The sequence below is a fragment of the Rhizobium acaciae genome, assembly GCF_025941625.1.
GTDB lineage: Bacteria > Pseudomonadota > Alphaproteobacteria > Rhizobiales > Rhizobiaceae > Rhizobium > Rhizobium acaciae.
In genome coordinates this window covers 129,642-148,398 of sequence record NZ_JAPCZO010000003.1, presented here as the reverse complement: position 1 = coordinate 148,398, position 18,757 = coordinate 129,642, and the positions used below count along the sequence as shown (strand labels likewise).

The following is an 18,757-nucleotide window of genomic DNA, read 5'->3' as shown; positions in this document are numbered from 1 at the left end:
TGACTGGTGGGAGGAGAAAATGGTAGAAAAGCGCGTTCAGCCACTTGCCCGCGATGCAATGGCTTATGTTCTGGCGGGCGGTAGGGGAAGCCGTCTCAAGGAACTCACCGACCGGCGTGCCAAGCCGGCCGTCTATTTCGGCGGCAAGGCCCGCATCATCGATTTCGCCCTGTCGAACGCCCTGAATTCCGGCATCCGCCGCATCGGCGTCGCCACGCAATACAAGGCGCATTCGCTGATCCGCCACATGCAGCGCGGCTGGAACTTCTTCCGCCCCGAGCGCAACGAGAGCTTCGATATTCTGCCCGCCAGCCAGCGCGTCTCCGAGACGCAATGGTATGAAGGCACGGCCGACGCCGTCTATCAGAACATCGACATCATCCAGGATTACGGCGTCGAATACATGGTCATTCTTGCGGGCGACCACGTCTATAAGATGGACTATGAATGGATGCTGCAGCAGCACGTCGATTCCGGCGCCGACGTCACCATCGGCTGCCTGGAAGTGCCGCGCATGGAAGCGGTCGGCTTCGGCGTCATGCATGTCAACGAGAAGGACGAGATCATCGCCTTCGTCGAGAAACCGGCCGATCCGCCGCCCATTCCCGACAAGCCGGATTTCGCCCTCGCCTCGATGGGCATCTACGTCTTCCACACCAAGTTCCTGCTCGATGCGCTGCGCCGCGACGCCGCCGACCCGACCTCGAGCCGCGACTTCGGCAAGGACATCATCCCCTATATCGTCAAGAACGGTAAGGCGGTCGCCCATCGGTTCGCCAAGTCTTGCGTCCGTTCCGATTTCGAGCACGAGCCCTACTGGCGCGACGTCGGCACGATCGACGCCTATTGGCAGGCCAATATCGACCTGACGGCGATCGTTCCGGAGCTCGACATCTACGACAAGTCCTGGCCGATCTGGACCTATGCCGAGATCACCCCGCCGGCGAAATTCGTCCATGACGACGAGGATCGCCGCGGCTCGGCCACCTCCTCCGTTGTGTCGGGCGACTGCATCATCTCGGGCGCCATGCTCAACAACAGCCTGCTCTTCACGGGCGTCAGGGCCAACTCCTTCTCCAAGTTGGAAGGAGCGGTCGTCCTGCCGAACGTGAAGGTCGGACGGCGCGCGCAGCTCAAGAATGTGGTGATCGACCATGGTGTCGTCATTCCGGAAGGCCTGGTCGTCGGCGAGGATCCCGAACTCGATGCCAAGCGCTTCCGGCGGACGGAAAGCGGCATCTGCCTGATCACGCAACCGATGATCGACAAGCTGGATATCTGACTTATGAAAGTTCTTTCGGTTTCGTCCGAAGTCTTCCCTTTGATCAAGACAGGGGGTCTGGCCGATGTGTCCGGCGCCCTGCCGATTGCTCTGAAAGCCTTCGGGGTCGAAACCAAGACCCTTCTGCCCGGCTATCCGGCCGTCATGAAGGTCATTCGCGACGCCGTCGTCAGGCTCGAATTCCCCGACCTGCTCGGTGAGCGGGCGACCGTGCTGGAGGTCCAGCACGAGGGCCTCGATCTGCTCATCCTCGATGCGCCGGCCTATTATGACAGGCCGGGCGGGCCCTACCTCGATCCGCTCGGCAAGGACTATCCCGACAACTGGCGTCGTTTCGCCGCCCTGTCGCTTGCCGCCTCCGAGATCGCCGCCGGCCTGCTGCCCGGCTGGCGGCCGGATCTCGTCCACACCCACGACTGGCAGGCGGCGCTGACATCGGTCTATATGCGCTACTACCCGACGCCGGAACTGCCGAGCGTACTGACCATCCACAACATCGCCTTTCAGGGCCAGTTCGGTTCCGAGATCTTTGCCGGCCTGCGCCTGCCTGCCCACGCCTTCACCACCGAAAGCATCGAGTATTACGGCACTGTCGGCTTCCTCAAGGGCGGCCTGAAAACTGCCCATGCGATCACGACGGTCAGCCCGACCTATGCCGATGAGATCCTCACGTCGGAATTCGGCATGGGGCTCGAGGGCGTCATCGCCAGCCGCATCGACGATCTGCACGGCATCGTCAACGGCATCGACACCGATATCTGGAACCCGGCGACCGATCCTGTCGTCCACACCCATTATGGCCAGACAACGCTGAAGAATCGCGAGGAGAACCGGCGCTCGATCGCCGAATTCTTCGGTCTCGACAATGACGACGCCCCGATCTTCTGCGTCATCAGCCGTCTCACCTGGCAGAAGGGCATGGATATCGTCGCCAACATCGCCGATGAGATCGTCACCATGGGCGGCAAGCTCGTCGTGCTCGGCTCCGGCGAAGCCGCCCTTGAAGGCGCGCTGCTCGCCTCCGCCAGCCGCCACCCCGGCCGCATCGGCGTTTCGATCGGTTATAACGAGCCAATGTCGCACCTGATGCAGGCCGGCTGCGATGCGATCATCATCCCCTCGCGCTTCGAACCCTGCGGCCTGACTCAGCTTTACGGCCTGCGTTACGGATGCGTGCCGATCGTCGCCCGCACCGGCGGGTTGAACGACACCGTGATCGACGCCAATCACGCCGCACTTGCGGCGAAAGTCGCAACCGGCATACAATTTGCCCCCGTGACCGAAACAGGCATGCTACAGGCAATCCGCCGTTCGATGCATTTTTATCAGGACCGAAAACTCTGGACCCAATTGCAAAAGCAGGGCATGAAATCGGATGTCTCCTGGGAGAAGAGCGCCGAACGCTACGCTGCCCTCTATTCAAGCCTCGTCTCGAAAGGCATGTGACCTAAAATGATCAAGTCCGTTCCCACCACGCCCTATCTGGACCAGAAACCCGGCACGTCGGGCCTGCGCAAGAAGGTTCCGGTCTTCCAGCAGCCGAACTACGCGGAGAACTTCATCCAGTCGATCTTCGATTCGCTGGAAGGCTATCAGGGCAAGTGCCTCGTCATCGGCGGCGACGGACGCTACTACAATCGCGAGGTCATCCAGAAGGCGGTCAAGATGGCCGCGGCCAATGGCTTCGGCAAGGTCATGGTCGGCAAGGGCGGTATCCTGTCGACGCCGGCCGCTTCCCACATCATCCGCAAGTACAAGGCTTTCGGCGGCATCATCCTCTCCGCCAGCCACAATCCCGGCGGCCCGACCGAAGATTTCGGCATCAAATACAACATCAACAATGGCGGCCCGGCGCCGGAAAAGATCACCGACGCGATCTATGCGCGCTCCAAGACGATCGACAGCTACAAGATCGCCGATTTCGCCGACGTCAATCTCGACCGCATCGGCAAGGACGAGCTTCCCGGCGGCACGATCCTCTCGGTTATCGACCCGGTCGAGGACTATGCCGCGCTGATGGAAGAGCTGTTCGATTTCGGCGCCATCCGCAATCTGATCAGCCTCGGCTTCCGCATTGCCTTTGATGGGATGAGCGCCGTCACCGGCCCCTATGCCAAGGAAATCTTCGAAAACCGTCTCGGCGCTCCCTCGGGATCGGTGCGCAATTTCATGCCGCTGCCGGATTTCGGCGGCCATCACCCGGACCCGAACCCGGTGCACTGCAAGGAACTCTTCGATGAGATGATGGGCGATGACGCGCCCGATTTCGGCGCCGCTTCCGACGGCGACGGCGACCGCAACCTGATCATCGGCCGCGGCATCTTCGTCACGCCTTCCGACAGCCTGGCGATCCTTGCCGCCAACGCCAATCTCGCGCCGGGCTATTCCGGCGGCCTTGCCGGCATCGCCCGTTCGATGCCGACATCGGGTGCTGCCGACCGCGTTGCCGAAAAGCGCGGCATCGGCATGTACGAGACGCCGACCGGCTGGAAATTCTTCGGCAACCTGCTCGACGCCGGCATGGCGACGATCTGCGGCGAGGAAAGCTCCGGCACGGGCTCCAGTCATGTCCGCGAAAAGGATGGCCTCTGGGCCGTGCTGCTATGGCTGAACATTCTTGCCGTGCGCGGCGAGAGCGTCGCCGATATCGTCACCCAGCACTGGCAGACCTACGGCCGCAATTATTATTCGCGCCATGATTATGAAGGCCTCGACACCGATGCGGCGAACGGCTTGGTGGACAATCTCCGCAGCCAGCTTCCCGCTCTGCCCGGCAAGAGCTTCGGCAGCCTGAAGGTCGAGAAGGCCGACGACTTCGCCTACCACGATCCGATCGACAAATCGGTGAGCGAGCATCAAGGGGTTCGTGTGCTCTTCGAGGGCGGCTCCCGCGTCGTCTTCCGCCTGTCCGGTACCGGCACGTCTGGCGCAACCTTGCGTGTCTATATCGAGCGTTACGAGCCGGATTCGACTCGCCACAACATTGAAACGCAGGAAGCGCTCGCCGATCTGATCGCCGCCGCCGAAAGCATTGCCAGCATTCGTGAACGCACGGGACGCGATGCGCCAACCGTGATCACCTGATCCGGGGGGAACATGCGGGGGAACAGTTCGGCGCAAGCCGGCGCGATCGTCTTCGAGACCGGCGTCGAATTTGCCGTATGGTCGCATCATGCCGCACAAATCGAACTCTGCCTCTTCGAGGATGACGGCAACAGGGAATTCGCGCGCCTGCCGATGGCGCGCGACAGCAACTACTTCCATCGTCTCTTTGTCGACGGACTGAAGGCGGGGGCTCGCTACGGCTATCGCGCCGACGGTATCTATGCGCCCGATAACGGCCTCTGGTACGATCCTTCCAAACTGCTGATCGATCCCTACGCCAAGGAGATCGACAGGCCGTTCCGCTACGATCCCCGCCTCGGCATCTATGGCGAGGACAGCCAGGATCTGATGCCGAAGGCAATCGTCACCACCGATAGCCGAGCCGCGATCCGCAAGCCACTGTTCAAGCCGGGCGGCTTTATCTATGAGGTGGCGGTCCGGCCCTTCACTATTCTCCATCCAGATGTGCCGGAGGCTGCGCGCGGCACGGTCGCAGCGCTTGCGCATCCCTCCGTCGTCGCGCATCTGAAGCGCATCGGCGTCGATGCCGTCGAACTGATGCCGATCACCGCCTGGATCGACGAACGCCATTTGCCGCCGCTCGGCCTCACCAACGGCTGGGGCTACAATCCCGTCGCCTTCATGGCGCTCGATCCGCGGCTCGTCCCCGGCGGCATGACGGAGCTGCGCGAGACGGTCGCGGCCCTCCATGCCGAAGGCATCGCCGTCATCCTCGACCTCGTCTTCAACCACACCGGCGAGAGCGACCGTTACGGCGCGACGCTGTCGCTGCGTGGCCTCGACAACCTGCATTATTATCGCCACGCCCAGAATTGCCCAGGCGAACTCGTCAACGACACAGGCACCGGCAACACGCTCGCCTGTGATCATCCCGAGGTCCGCCGCCTCGTCATCGACAGCCTGCGCCATTTCGTGCTCAACGCCGGCGTCGACGGTTTTCGCTTCGATCTCGCCCCGGTGCTCGGCCGCACCGCGACGGGCTTCGAACGCGACGGAACACTGGCCGCGATCCTCTCCGACGATGTGCTTGCCGACCGGATCATGATCGCCGAGCCCTGGGATATCGGCCCGGGCGGGTACCAGCTCGGCAATTTCCCGCCGCCCTTCCTTGAATGGAACGATCGTGTTCGCGACGACCTGCGCTGCTACTGGCGCGGCGACGATTGGAAGACCGGAGCGCTGGCAACAGCACTCGCCGGCTCCTCCGACATCTTCGCCCGCAATGACCGCAAGGAGACGCGCAGCGTCAATTTCCTCGCCGCCCATGACGGCTTCACACTGATCGATCTCGTCTCCTATGCCGGAAAGCACAACGACGCCAATGGCGAACACAATCGCGACGGCCATAACGAGAACCACTCCTGGAACAACGGCGTCGAGGGGGAAACCGTCTATCCGACGATCCGCAAGCGTCGCAGGGACGATGTGATGGCGCTGATATCAACGCTTTTTGCCACCCGCGGCAGCATCATGCTGACGGCGGGCGACGAGGGCGGCCGCAGCCAGCACGGCAATAACAACGCCTATTGCCAGGACAACGAGATCACCTGGCTGGACTGGAAGGCGTTGGACGAGGGTCTCATCGCCCACACCGCCTTCGTTGCAGGGTTGCGTCGCCGCTTCACCGTCTTTTCCGAAATGGGCTTCCTGGCGGGAAATGGCGATGTCGAATGGATTTCGCTTTCCGGCGAGCCGATGACCGTTGCCGAATGGGAGACGCCGTCGCTGTCCACCCTCGGCATGCTGCTTTCGACCGGCGACCGCTCCGAGCGCGGCAGGCAAACCCGGCTTGGCGTGCTTTTCAACCGCTCGGGAAGCCGCCAATTTTTCACGCTGCCTTCTCAGGGCGAACCGGGCTGGCGCCAGCTGACGCCGGATGGAGCGAAGAAAGCCGGTGGCCGCGCAATCGTCGAGCCGCGCTCTATCGCCTTTTTCGTAGAAAATTGACCGCCTCCCGCCCCTCACGCAAATCCTTGTCGCAATCGTCACAAATGCACGATAAGGCTTTGCCGCGGCGGCTTATTTCACGAGGAATTCATGGTCACGGAAATTTCACTCTCCGACGTGCGGGGATTGATCGGCATGGAAACGGGCCTTTCGGATTGGGTCACCGTCGACCAGACGATGATCGACGCCTTCGCGTCGGCGACCGACGACCATCAGTTCATCCACGTCGATCCTGAGCGCGCGGCGGCCGAGAGCCCCTTCGGCGGCACCATCGCCCACGGCTTCCTGACCCTGTCTCTGCTGTCGACGATGAACTACAACTGCTTGCCGAAAGTGCGCGAGCAGACCCTCGGCATCAACTACGGCTTCGATCGCGTCCGCTTCATGACGCCGGTGAAAAGCGGCGCCCGCGTCCGCGGCCGCTTCCTGCTTTCCGAAGCCCGCTTCCGCGGCGCCGGCATGCTGATGACCACCTATGACGTTACGATCGAGATCGAAAACGAGAAGAAGCCGGCGCTGACGGCAAAATGGATCACCATCATCCAATTCGACCCGAAGGACCGTCCCGAGGACATCTGAGCAAAGTTGCTTTGTTATTCGGCCGAATTGAACACGGCTTCGAGCGCGTGTCCGTCGGGATCTATGACGAATGCCGCGTAATAGTGTTCGCCGTAATGGGACCGCAGGCCTGGACCGCCATTGTCGCTTCCGCCATGCGTGATTGCCGCCGCATAGAACCGATCGACCGCTTGGCGGTTCGGCGCGGCAAACGCCAGATGAAAACCCGGGCCGGGCGCACGCTGGCCGTCCGGGCGATGCTTGATCGCCAGTTTGTCCCCGCCGCCAGGAGGGCCGTAGCCGACTGCCTGCCCTGTTTGCCCCGGCCTGATATCGTCCCAGACCCTGATATAACCGAGCGCCGCAAGGGTGGCATCGTAAAATGCCGCCGACCGCTCGATGTCGTAAACGCCGAGGGAGGCATGGTGCAGCATTCGCTTACCTCTTGAATGAGCGCTCGCCCGCGATTTGCTGAGACTCAATGCCCGGCGTCATGAGCCGCCTCGTTCAGCAGCCCGAAGACATAATCCGAAAACGACCGCCAGCACTCCACCCGGAACGTGTCTTCTTCCTTACGGAAAAGCACGATTTCCGCCTTGCCGAAAATCGTGCGTGATGCGGCGCCGACCGGAAAGGAGGAAAGCGACAGATCCTGCGGGCAGCCGGCCGAAAGCGTCGCCTCCGCACCTGGTCCCGAGACGATGATCGCGACATTGCGGTGGGAAACGTCGGTCGCCGAATGCAGCGCGCCGGCGCTGGAAAGTGCTGCCATCAGATCGGCGCCGGCCTCGTCGATCACCAGCCACTCGTCCGGGCCAATCCAGAGCGCCGATCGGGCGCCGGCCCGGCCGGATGTCTTCGGGGCATCCGGCAGCGCCAGGCCGAGAGCAGAGGAGAGTGCTGCAAGCGATTCCGCCGGCGCGCGCAGCGCCACCCGGCTGGCAGTGGGAGCGGTTGTCAGCCGTACCGCTGCGGAGCCGCCGAGACGTCCGGCAAGCGCCGGTTTGCGAATTGCGACATCAGCCATGGATGCGGCCCCCTTCCTTGTCAAAGAATACCAGATCCGTCACTTCGACGGCGATCGTCCGGTCCGGCATCGGCACATAGAGCGTCTCACCCATCCGCGCCCGGCCGCCGGCGACCAGCGCGAAGGCGATCGACCGGCCGCAATTTTCCGACCAGTAGGCAGATGTGACGTGGCCAAGCATGGTCATCGGCTTCGGCTCGTTCGGGCTCGCGACGATCTGCGCGCCTTCTTCGAGCACCAGCTTCGGGTCCTTGGTGACGATGCCGACGAGCTGTTTGCGCCCGTCCTTGACGAGATCCGGCCGCTTCAGCCCGCGAATGCCGACAAAATCCGTCTTTTTCTTCGAAACCGCCCAGGAAAGCCCGGCGTCATCGGGGGTCACCGTCCCATCCGTATCCTGCCCGACGATGATATAACCCTTCTCGGCGCGAAGAACGTGCATCGTCTCCGTGCCGTAGACGCAGGCGCCGAGCGGCTCGGCATTGGACCAGACCGCTTCGAGCACCGACTGGCCGTAATCGGCCGGCACATTGATTTCGAAGCCGGTTTCGCCGGTGAAGGAGACGCGGAACAGCCGCGCCGGCACGCCGCAGACCGTGCACTCGGCAACGCTCATATGCGGGAAGGCTTCGTTCGAAAGATCGAGCCCTTCGACCAGCGGCGCGACGATCTCGCGCGCCTTCGGTCCCTGCACGGCGATGACAGCCCATTGTTCGGTCACCGAGGTCAGCCATACCTTCAGATGCTGGAATTCCGTCTGCAGGTAATCTTCCATGTGATGGAGAACGCGCGGCGCGCCGCCGGTCGTCGTCGTCACATGGAAACGGTCGTCCGCCAGGCGTCCGACAACGCCGTCGTCATAAACGAAGCCGTCCTCGCGGGTCATGATGCCGTAGCGGGCCTTGCCGGGCTTCAGCGTATCCCAGGCATTGGTGTAGATGAGGTTTAGGAATTCCGCCGCATCCGGCCCCACCACCTCGATCTTGCCGAGCGTCGAGGCGTCGAAGATACCGGCCGCCTCGCGTGCCGTCCGGCATTCGCGAGCGACCGCCTGGTGCATGGTCTCGCCGGCCTGCGGATAGAACCAGGCGCGCTTCCAGTTGCCGACATCCTCGAAGACCGCGCCATGGGCTTCTTCCCAGCCGTGCAGCGGCGTCTTGCGTGTCGGATCGAACAGCTCTCCGCGCGAATGGCCGACCAGCGTACCATAGGTGACCGGCGTATAGGGCGCACGGAAGGTGGTGAGCCCGACCTGCGGGATTTCCTTGCCGAGCATTTCGGCGGCAATCGCCAGGCCATGCATGTTGGAGAGCTTGCCTTGGTCCGAGGCCATGCCGTTGGTCGTGAAGCGCTTGATATGCTCGATCGAATGCATGCCTTCGCGCACGGCGAGGCGGATATCCTTGGCGCAGACGTCATGCTGGAAATCGATGAAGGCCTTGGCGTTGGTCTTCGGCCCGGCGCCTTCGGCAGCGCCGATCATGCCACCCGTCCAGTCATAGGCCTGCTCGGCCGAAATTGCGATCTTCTCGCCGCTGCTTCTGCCGGTGGCCTGCGCCATCAGCTCGCCGGCGGCAAGCGATTCCTCGATCGTCCGCTGCAGATCGTCGGTGCCGTTGCAGGCGCCGACCGAGAGGCAGTCCTGCGCATAGGAGCCGGGCAGGAAACGCTGGCTTTCTGCATCGAAGGCTACTTTGCCGCGCGACTGCGAGAACAGATGCACGGACGGCGTCCAGCCGGCCGAAACCAGCAGCGCATCGACCGCGATCTTGCGCGGCGAACCGCCGCCGTTGCGCGTCACCGTCATCGACGAGATACGCAGCCGCCCTGACGTGTTGACGACCGATTGGCCGGCCAGAACGTCGATGCCGAGCGCCCGCGCCTCCTCCAGCACTGCCGCTCCCGGCGCCTGCCTGCGATCGACGATGGCGGCGATCGAAACACCGGATCGTTTCAGATCGAAGGCCGCCTCATAGGCCGAATCATGCGCCGTGTAGACGCCGACCTTGGCCCCGACCGCAACGCCGTAGTGATTGAGATACATCCGCCCCGCCGAGGCGAGCATGATGCCCGGCCGGTCGTTGTTCGGAAATACCATGTGCCGCTCGATCGCGCCGGTGGCGAGGATCACCCGCTTCGCCCGGACCTGCCACAACCGCTCGCGCGGCAGATCACGGGAAGGCTTGGCGATATGATCGGTGACGCGCTCGGCAAGACCGACGAAATTGTGGTTGTAGTAGCCGAAGGCGGTCGTGCGGACCAGCACCTCGACATTGTCCATCGCCTTCAGCCGCGCCACGGTCTTCTGTGCCCAGCTATTGCCGTCCTGTCCGTCGATCCTTACCCCGACATCGTAGCGCAACGCGCCGCCGGCTTCCGCCTGCTCGTCGCAAAGGATCACCCGCGCCCCGGTCTCGGCCGCGGCCAGCGCCGCCGAAAGCCCGGCAACACCGGCGCCGACCACCAGCACATCGCAATGAGCATAGCGGCTGGCATAATGGTCCGGATCCTCCTCCGTCGGGGCGACGCCGAGGCCGGCGGCACGACGGATGAGCGGTTCGTAGACGTGTTTCCAGGCGGCGCGCGGCCACATGAAGGTCTTGTAGTAGAAACCGGCGGCGAAGAACGGCGACATGAGATTGTTGACCGCGCCGACATCGAAGGCAAGCGAGGGCCAGCGGTTCTGCGAGCTGACGATCATGCCGTCGAAGACTTCCTGCACGGTAGCGCGCACGTTCGGCTGCTTGCGCGCCGTATCGCGGGAAACGTCGATCAGCGCGTTCGGCTCCTCGGCCCCTGCCGACAGAATACCGCGGGCCCGGTGATATTTGAACGAACGTCCCAGAAGATGCACGCCGTTGGCGATCAGCGCCGAGGCGACGGTATCACCTTCGAGCGCCGTATAGCTCTTGCCGTCGAAGCTGAAGCGCGCGGTCCTGGCCGGTGTCAGGCGCCCCTTGCCGGCGATACGGTTCACGCCGCTCATTGCGCCTCTCCTTCCACGGCTTCATATGTCTCGACAGGCCCATGCTGCGCGGCCGCCGCACCGATCTCAGGCTTTGGTTCACCCGCCTTGTAAGTCACGATGAACTTGTCGGTCACCGTATCGCGCGCCGCATTGAAGAAGCGCCCACAGCCGTGAATGTGCCGCCAGCGTTCGAAGATTAGCCCCTTCGGATTGTCGCGGATAAAGAAATAGGACTCGAACTCCTCGTCCGAAATCGAGGCGATATCGGCGGGCCGCGCGATATGCGCGTCACCCGCGCCACGAAATTCGAGCTCGGAGCGCTCTTCCTGACAGTAGGGGCAATAGATCAGCAGCATGTGTTACCCGTCTTAGAGTTCCGATCCGGAAACATTGGTTCCGGGAGGTTGATTGCAGAGACGCTTTCCCATCGTCACATAGGGAATGAGGCGCTTGAGAAGCTGTTCGAAATTGTCGTAGGGCTCCAGCACATCGGTCATGCCGATATTCGCAAAAGCCATCATTGCGATATCGTTGTCGATCACAAAGGCACGTCCCGGCGTTCCGCCGACCTCGGGCACGAAATAGACGGCTGGCTGGCGCAGGACCATCGCGCAAAGCAGCGTGCCGCTCTCGGCAACGAAGGGCCATTCGCTTTCGCCGACGGCCCTGTGGATCTTCTGCAGGCGGAAATCTCCGACGCCGGGAAAGACGTCACCGGCCGGCATTGCCGCGCCGCTGATCCCGATCGTCAGGAGAGCCGCCATCCACATCAGTGCGCCACCGCCGCCGCCGCCGCCTCGTCGATCAGTCGGCCGCTGCGGAAGCGCTCCAGCGTCAGCCCGGCATTGAATTTGTGTGGCTCGTCGCGAGCAATCAGATGCGCGAAGAGATTGGCCGAGCCCGGCGTCGCCTTGAAGCCGCCGGTGCCCCAGCCGCAATTGACGTAAAGCCCGGGAACCGGCGTCTTCGACTGGATCGCCGAACGATCCGGCGTATTGTCGACGATGCCGCCCCATTGCCGCATCATCTTGACGCGCCGGAACATCGGGAAGAGCTCGCAGATAGCGTCGAGCGTATGTGTGATGATCTGCAGTCCGCCGGTCTGGGAGTAGGAATTATACTGGTCGGTGCCGGCGCCGATGACCAGCTCTCCCTTGTCGGACTGGGAGATATAGGCATGCACCGTGTTCGACATGACGACGCAGGGAAAGATCGGCTTCAGCGGTTCGGAAACCAACGCCTGTAGCGGGCTCGATTGCAGCGGCACGCGCACGCCGGCCATCTGCATGACTGTCGTCGTATGGCCGGCCGCCGACACGCCGACCTTCCTGGCGCCGATGAAGCCGCGCGACGTCTCGACGCCCGTCACCCGTCCGTCCGGGCCGCGGCGGATACCGGTCACTTCGCAATTCTGGATGATGTGAACGCCGCGGTCTGACGCCGCCCGCGCATAACCCCAGGCAACCGCATCGTGCCGCGCCGTGCCGCCGCGCCGCTGCAGTGCTGCGCCGTTGATCGGGTAGCGCGCACCGGCCAAAATGTCGAGCGGCGGACAATAGGCCTTCGCCTGCTCCGGCGTCAGCCATTCATTGTCGATGCCGTAGAGCCGGTTGGCATGGATATGCCGCTTGAAGGACTGCTGGTCGTGAATATTGTGCGAAAGCATCATCACGCCGCGCGGCGAATACATCACATTGTAGTTGAGCTCCTGGGAAAGCCCTTCCCAGAGCTTCATCGAATGCTCGTAGATGTGCATGCTCTCTTCATAGAGATAGTTCGAGCGGATGATGGTGGTGTTGCGCCCGGTATTGCCGCCGCCGAGCCAGCCCTTCTCGATCACCGCCACATTGGTGATGCCATGCTCCTTGGCGAGATAGTAGGCAGCGCCCAGCCCGTGGCCGCCGCCGCCGATGATGACGACGTCGTATTCGGCGCGCGGCTCAGGCGAAGTCCACTGCTTCTCCCAGCCCTTGTGGCCGCGAAGGGCCTCCCGTGCCACGGCAAAAACCGAATATTTCCGCATCCGCCTTCTTCTCCTTCGGGAAAGGGCTTGTTCTCCGCGCTCATACAAATCGCAAATCCAAATGCGGCACAACGGTTCTTTTGCGACGCACGAGAGCTTTGCTTTCGACACGCTGAAGAGAATGCCGCTTCAGGCGAATGACGCCGCCGACGGCATTTGCGCTTAACCGCCGACCCTGGGGCCTAACCCAACAGGGTTAGAAGACAAGCAATTGCTAAAATGTTAACAATCGCCTGTTCCCGGGGGTACGTGTATCATGTGGGGTTGGCGCGCAGTATCAGTCGCGATGCTTTGCGTCGCGTTAAACGGCGCATGGCCGGCGCTCGCCGCCGAGCCCGTCGGCCAGGCCGTCGTCATCAAGACGCAGGTGACGGGACAGAGCGGGCCGATCGAGGTCGACACCCGCGTTCATCGCAACGAGCGCATCAAGACATCGCAATCGGGGCTTGGCCAATTCGTGTTTCGTGACGGCACGAAGCTCGCGGTCGGCTGGGGTTCGTCGGTCGTGATCGACAAATATGTCTTCGATGATTCCCAATCGGTCAAAAAACTGACGATCAGGGCGGCAAAGGGCACATTCCGCTGGGTCAGCGGCAATTCCAATTCCTCGGCCTACCAGATCCTGACGCCGGCCGGCACGATCGGCGTGCGCGGCACCGCTTTCGATTTCTACGTCGGCCCGGATGGCACGACCGCCATCGTGCTGCTGAATGGTGCTGCCAGTTTCTGCGGCCCGGGCGGCTGCCGGCAGTTGCAGCAACGCTGCGATTGCGTGGTGGCCAAGCCGAATGGCGATATGTCCGCGGCACGCCGGGTCGACCCCAGCATCCTGGCGACGCTCGGAAATCAGCGCGCCCTGCCCTTCCTCTCCGGCAATCAGCGACTTGCGGGCGGCATCGGCATGCTCGGCGGCTGCAATATGGCCTCAGCCGCGCCGGAAAGAAAAGACAGAATGCGGCCTCCGCCGGCAGTTGCGCCTGCTCCGCAAAGGCAGGATCCGCCACAGAGACAGGCCGAGCCACAAAAGGAGCGACCGAACAAGCCCGACAAGCCGCATCATGACAGGCCGCACCACGATAAGCCCCATCATGACAAGCCGGATAGGCCCGACAAGCATGATGGCCACGGCCGGCATGACGATGATGGCAAGCCCGGAAATCACGGTTTGGATCATCGGGGGCACGAGCGCCACCATGATCGAGATCGCGATCACGACAACGATCGGAACCGCAGGGGTCATAATTTCAATCACGGTCGCTGAGGCCTGTCAATCTGCGGCGCTTTTTTCGACCGCCTCCGGCACCTCGCGGAAATGATCGGCCCTGCGGGATACGCGCTCGTAGAATTCAGCCAGACCGCCGATCACCTGCACAGCCCTGAGCTTTGCCGTACCGATAAGCTTTCGGCTATTCCTTGAGTGTGATTGCAGGGCCTGCATCAACTGATTGTGGACGACCTTGAGCGCGGCAAATTCCAGAGATGCTGCGACCCGCTCATCGCCGACAACGGCGAGGATCTGTGTCCGGCTGCTCTTCCCCTTTAGCGGGAGCGCGCCGGCCTCGATCAGCGCCATTCCCGGCACTGACCGTGCCGTGCTGTCGGAAATGAGGATATCGAAGCCGACCTCCTTGCAGGAGGACTCGATTCGAGCCGCAACGTTGACGGCATCTCCGACAGCTGAATAGTTGAAGCGGGTCTTGGCGCCCATATTGCCAACGCAGGCAAGGCCAGTATGAATGCCGATGCCGATGCTGACTTCCTGATCAGGCCCGAAGCCAAAGGCGTCGCCGGCGTTCAATTCGGCGAGTGTCTCGCGCATGGCAAGTGCTGCGCGAACAGCCTTGGCTTCGTGATCCGCCACATCGACGGGCGCATTCCAGAATGCCATGATCGAGTCGCCGATGAACTTGTCGAGCGTGCCCTCATTCGCCACGACATGGCGGCTCAACGCATCGAGCAGCGTGTTCAGGAAAGCGACGACATCAGTCGGCGCCAGCCGCTCGCTCATTTCAGTGAAATTCCTGACGTCGACGAACATCATCGTCAACTCTCGGTCGTCTCCGCCGAGACGCAATGCGTCGCGATTATGCTCGATACGATGGAGCAGCGACGGGGAAAGATAATGTCCGAAGGCGCGCCGCACCTCGCGTCGCTCTCGATCGATCACCAGGATCTTGAACGAGGTGGCGGCAAAATGGGTGATCGATCCGCTGATGATCGGCGCCAGCGGATCGAAGAGAAGCCCCGCATAAAGAAAGGCGAGCCACGACGCGACAAGCGCCATAGCGGTAATCAGCAAACCGCAGACCAGCGCGACGGCGGGGCTGACGAAAGTCGTCACCACAACGAGCAGGCATCCGAGCACTGCGATGACGAGGATTTCAAGGCCATCCGCCCAGTCGGGCCGAGATAGGAACTGGCCGGAGAGGATCTGCTCCACCGCCTGCGCATGCAGCGAGACACCCGGAACATTCTCGCCAAGCGCGGTAACGCGGATGTCCTGCAAGCCGGCCGCCGATGTGCCGACGAAGACGATGCTTCCGGCAATGGCGGCTTCGACTTCTGCGGAGGCGCCACCTGACGAAAGCACCTGACGGACCGAGATATACCGCTCGGCCCGGTCGGGAGTGACATAGAGCCAGAGTTCGCCCGCCGCCGTCAGCGGCACGATGAAATCGCCGATCTTAGCCGATGTCATGATACCCGCGTGGTCGGGCGCGCCGGACACCACGTAGGTCGATGCTTCCTGCGCCACGCGCAGAGCCTCCACCGCGAGATTCGGATAGAGCTGTTCCCCATCGGTCAGGAACAGTGGCACCGCCCGCACCACCGGCGAGGGATTGCCGGGGTTGAGGCTGATATGGCCGAGCCCCGCAGCATTGGCCTCCAATTGCGGTCTGAGCGGCGTCGAGGCGCCGAGATAGGGCGGAGCCGAGACAGGGCTTTCGCCCGTGTAGGCGAAGCCCGCCTTGACGGGCGGCCGGTAGTTGCCCTCGTTGGAAAGACCAAAGCCGAGCACGACGGGTTTTCCGGCAATCGAACGGGCGAATATCTCGTCATTGTCTGGCAGCTTCTCGGCCAAGGAAGGATCCACACCAGCAACGTCGCGCACAACATTGCGCGGCGACAGCCGGTCTGGCTCGGCGAAGAGAACATCGAAGGCAATGGCTGAGGCACCCATCTCCGAAAGCCGGTCCACCAGCAGAGCCATCCGGTCCCGCGGCCACGGCCACTGGCCGAATTCGCGCAGCGACGTCTCGTCGATGTCGATCACGCGGACGGGCATCGGCTCGAAGATCCTGGGAACCAGCCGCTGATACTCGTCGAAAGTCACGCCGCGGATCAGCTTGAAAATCCCGGGATCGCCTGCGCGCAGAATCGTCAGCATAGCCACGATCGCCAGGCCGATAACGACACCGATTTGCTGCACGTGCGTCATGATCTCACCGGCTGTCCCCTCCGACGGCCGACAGAACGGCCCGCACCTGCCGGCAGACAGGCTACGCCGCTTTCGGTCCAAACGCCATTCGCAGATGCATCAAGGACGCTGTCTTTTCAGCCTCCCGCATATCGCTTTCCGGCGGAGGGCGGGCAACCGTCTTCAATAAGCCCACGCCTCCAGTTTTGGCCGGGCTTTTGGCTGGATGACAAGGCTTCGACCTTGCCCGGCGCGCAGCGAAATGTTCTTGTAACGATCGAAAATCGGATGCTTTTTCGAGAGAAGGATGAAGGTCGCCGTGATTTCCGAATCCGCCGCACGCCGCAGCGGCTACTGGCTGATTGTTGTCGTGCTGGCAATGCTCGCAGGGCTGCCGCTTGCCGTCTGGCTTGATATCAGCGATCTCTCGGGGAATACCCTGCGCCGTCAGGCGCGCGACATGAGCTCGCTGATATCGAGCATCCGCTCCTATTATTCCGCGAATGTCGTGGGGCGCGTTCTGGCCGCCCATGCCAGCGGCGCGACCGGAGGCACGGTCGTCTCTCACACTTACGCGAATATTCCAGGCGCCATCCCGCTGCCGGCCACGCTCTCCCTGGAACTCGGCGACGTCATCAAGGAGCAGCAGGCCAATATCACCTACCGTTTCGTCTCCGACCTGCCGTTCAAGAGCCGCGCATCCCACGAGCTCGACGATTTCGAGAGACAAGCGCTCGCCGCGTTGCGCGCCAATCCGCAGCAGACGCTGAACGATCTCACCCGCGTCGGATTAACGGATACCTTGCGGTTCATCACCCCCGTCGTCATGGGCCAGGCCTGCGTTGCCTGTCACAATACCCATCCCGAAAGCCCGAAGACCGATTGGAAAGTAGGCGATGTGCGCGGCATTCAGGAAGTCGTCATCAGGCAGCCCTATGCGAGCAACGTCTTCGCCTTCAAATACCTGCTCTGCTATTTTCTTTTCGTCGCCATCATCGGCATCAGCTTCATTCTGCTCCAGCGGCAGCAGGCGCGTGCAATCCATAGCGCCAACCAGGATCTGGAAGCAGCGAACGAATTCCTCGCCAGCGTATCCATGAAGATTTCCCGCTATCTCTCGCCGCAGATCTACAAAAGCATCTTCTCCGGGCAGAAGGACGTCGTCGTCCATACCGAGCGCAAGCGCCTGACGATCTTCTTCTCCGACATCAAGGACTTCACGGCGACGACCGAGCGCCTGCAGCCGGAAGCCCTGACGGAGATGCTCAACGAGTATCTGACCGAGATGTCGAACATTGCCCTGGAGCACGGCGGCACGGTGGACAAGTTCATCGGCGACGCGATGCTGGTCTTCTTCGGCGATCCCGAAACCAAGGGGCCGGAGGAAGACGCGAAAGCATGTCTGCGCATGGCCGTCGACATGCAGCGCCGTCTCGGCGAACTCAAGGACAGATGGCGCAGAAACGGCACCGAAGAGCCTTTCGTCGTCCGCATGGGAATTAACAGCGGTTATTGCAACGTCGGCAATTTCGGCAGCAGCGACCGCATGGACTATACGATCATCGGGGCGGAGGCCAATCTCGCAGCCCGGCTGCAATCGATCGCCCAGGGAGGAGAGATCGTCATCAGCTACGAAACCTATGCGCTGGTGAACGAAATCGTCGACGCTCATCCCTTGCCGCCGATCTCGATGAAGGGCATACAGCGCGAGATCGTGCCCTACGGGGTGGATGGGCTGACACTCGGTGCGGACCACAAGAGCCGCGTTCTGAGCGAGCACCTCTCCGGCCTCGACCTGCATCTGGATATGAGCCGGCTGGAGCCCGCCGACCGCCTAAGGGTCAGGACGGCTCTCAAGGAGGCAATCGCCGCGCTGGATGAAGCCGCGCCCGAGCCGGCCGGATCATGACAAGATCAGGCGAAGCGTGATTTTTCCGCCCGCAATCCATATCCATCTGGACTTCCCGTACCCAATCTGCTATCCCGCATCACCAATCGCAAGGCTGCTGCCGCGCGAACGTTATTGTTTTGCCTCTGGCCGCTGCGCCGCCTCCGGCATCAACCAACCAAAGGAACGTGATTCTCGTGCAGGTACTTGTCCGCGATAACAATGTTGATCAGGCTCTCCGCGCTCTCAAGAAGAAGATGCAGCGCGAAGGCATTTTCCGCGAAATGAAGATGCGCGACTACTACGAGAAGCCGTCGCAGAAGCGTGCTCGCGAAAAGGCCGAGGCTGTTCGTCGTGTTCGCAAGCTGGCCCGCAAGCGGGCCCAGCGCGAAGGTCTGGTCGCAGCACGCTGAGCGTTGCCGTCGTTTTTTCGACGTTTTCAGATGCATTGTGGCGGGGGCGATGGGTTCGCCGCCGCCTTTTTTAGTTTGCCGCTGAAGATCGCATATCCGCGCACCGG

At 62.3% G+C, this 18,757-nt stretch carries 15 protein-coding genes; 8 read left to right on the top strand and 7 right to left on the bottom strand.

The annotated features are described in order from the left end of the window. Positions 1-19 precede the first annotated feature (19 nt). From glgC to OLZ32_RS06485, 5 genes are all read left to right on the top strand, one after another. Positions 20-1,282, top strand: a complete 1,263-nt coding sequence (glgC, locus tag OLZ32_RS06505; protein ID WP_012758982.1) for a glucose-1-phosphate adenylyltransferase — start codon at positions 20-22, stop codon at positions 1,280-1,282. 3 nt (positions 1,283-1,285) lie between these two features. Further along, positions 1,286-2,728: a glycogen synthase GlgA gene (glgA, locus tag OLZ32_RS06500; protein ID WP_264420228.1), complete on the top strand. Its 1,443-nt coding sequence runs from the start codon at positions 1,286-1,288 to the stop codon at positions 2,726-2,728. Positions 2,729-2,734: 6 nt separating this feature from the next. Continuing rightward, positions 2,735-4,366, top strand: coding sequence for an alpha-D-glucose phosphate-specific phosphoglucomutase (locus OLZ32_RS06495; protein WP_017989431.1), 1,632 nt, complete (start codon positions 2,735-2,737; stop codon positions 4,364-4,366). Between the two features lie 12 nt (positions 4,367-4,378). Next, positions 4,379-6,355 (top strand): glycogen debranching protein GlgX, encoded by a 1,977-nt coding sequence (gene glgX / locus OLZ32_RS06490; RefSeq protein WP_017989432.1) that lies wholly within the window; start codon positions 4,379-4,381, stop codon positions 6,353-6,355. 90 nt (positions 6,356-6,445) lie between these two features. Further along, entirely contained in the window at positions 6,446-6,934 is a 489-nt protein-coding gene (locus tag OLZ32_RS06485; protein ID WP_003542911.1) for a MaoC family dehydratase, read from the top strand. Positions 6,935-6,948: 14 nt separating this feature from the next. Here OLZ32_RS06485 and OLZ32_RS06480 read toward each other — a convergent pair whose 3' ends face one another. The 6 genes from OLZ32_RS06480 to OLZ32_RS06455 are packed head-to-tail and all read right to left on the bottom strand — an operon-like array spanning position 6,949 to position 12,931. Then, positions 6,949-7,347 (bottom strand): VOC family protein, encoded by a 399-nt coding sequence (locus OLZ32_RS06480; protein ID WP_003542912.1) that lies wholly within the window; start codon positions 7,345-7,347, stop codon positions 6,949-6,951. Positions 7,348-7,391: 44 nt separating this feature from the next. Next, the gene (locus tag OLZ32_RS06475; protein ID WP_264420225.1) at positions 7,392-7,940 is read right to left on the bottom strand and encodes a sarcosine oxidase subunit gamma; all 549 of its coding nucleotides are present in this window, start codon (positions 7,938-7,940) and stop codon (positions 7,392-7,394) included. Beyond that, positions 7,933-10,926, bottom strand: a complete 2,994-nt coding sequence (locus tag OLZ32_RS06470) for a sarcosine oxidase subunit alpha (protein ID WP_264420223.1) — start codon at positions 10,924-10,926, stop codon at positions 7,933-7,935. The genes OLZ32_RS06475 and OLZ32_RS06470 overlap by 8 nt, the downstream gene beginning before the upstream one ends. Next, positions 10,923-11,264 (bottom strand): sarcosine oxidase subunit delta, encoded by a 342-nt coding sequence (locus OLZ32_RS06465; protein ID WP_065281278.1) that lies wholly within the window; start codon positions 11,262-11,264, stop codon positions 10,923-10,925. The genes OLZ32_RS06470 and OLZ32_RS06465 overlap by 4 nt, the downstream gene beginning before the upstream one ends. A 12-nt stretch (positions 11,265-11,276) precedes the next feature. Further along, on the bottom strand, positions 11,277-11,678 hold the full coding sequence (locus OLZ32_RS06460; protein ID WP_003542919.1) for a hypothetical protein: 402 nt from the start codon (positions 11,676-11,678) through the stop codon (positions 11,277-11,279). Further along, positions 11,678-12,931 (bottom strand): sarcosine oxidase subunit beta family protein, encoded by a 1,254-nt coding sequence (locus OLZ32_RS06455; protein ID WP_264420220.1) that lies wholly within the window; start codon positions 12,929-12,931, stop codon positions 11,678-11,680. Before OLZ32_RS06455 ends, OLZ32_RS06460 begins: the two co-directional genes overlap by 1 nt. 256 nt (positions 12,932-13,187) lie before the next feature. On the opposite strand from OLZ32_RS06455, the gene OLZ32_RS06450 reads away from it, so the two are divergent. Continuing rightward, entirely contained in the window at positions 13,188-14,192 is a 1,005-nt protein-coding gene (locus OLZ32_RS06450; protein WP_003542923.1) for a FecR family protein, read from the top strand. Between the two features lie 6 nt (positions 14,193-14,198). Here OLZ32_RS06450 and OLZ32_RS06445 read toward each other — a convergent pair whose 3' ends face one another. Continuing rightward, positions 14,199-16,370, bottom strand: a complete 2,172-nt coding sequence (locus OLZ32_RS06445; RefSeq protein ID WP_003542925.1) for a CHASE2 domain-containing protein — start codon at positions 16,368-16,370, stop codon at positions 14,199-14,201. A gap of 286 nt (positions 16,371-16,656) precedes the next feature. On the opposite strand from OLZ32_RS06445, the gene OLZ32_RS06440 reads away from it, so the two are divergent. Together OLZ32_RS06440 and rpsU are read left to right on the top strand one after the other, a co-directional pair. Then, the gene (locus tag OLZ32_RS06440) at positions 16,657-18,258 is read left to right on the top strand and encodes an adenylate/guanylate cyclase domain-containing protein (protein ID WP_264398556.1); all 1,602 of its coding nucleotides are present in this window, start codon (positions 16,657-16,659) and stop codon (positions 18,256-18,258) included. 176 nt (positions 18,259-18,434) lie between these two features. Further along, a complete protein-coding gene (rpsU, locus tag OLZ32_RS06435) occupies positions 18,435-18,650 on the top strand; it encodes a 30S ribosomal protein S21 (protein WP_003542939.1) in 216 nt (71 codons plus the stop codon). Positions 18,651-18,757 lie beyond the last annotated feature (107 nt).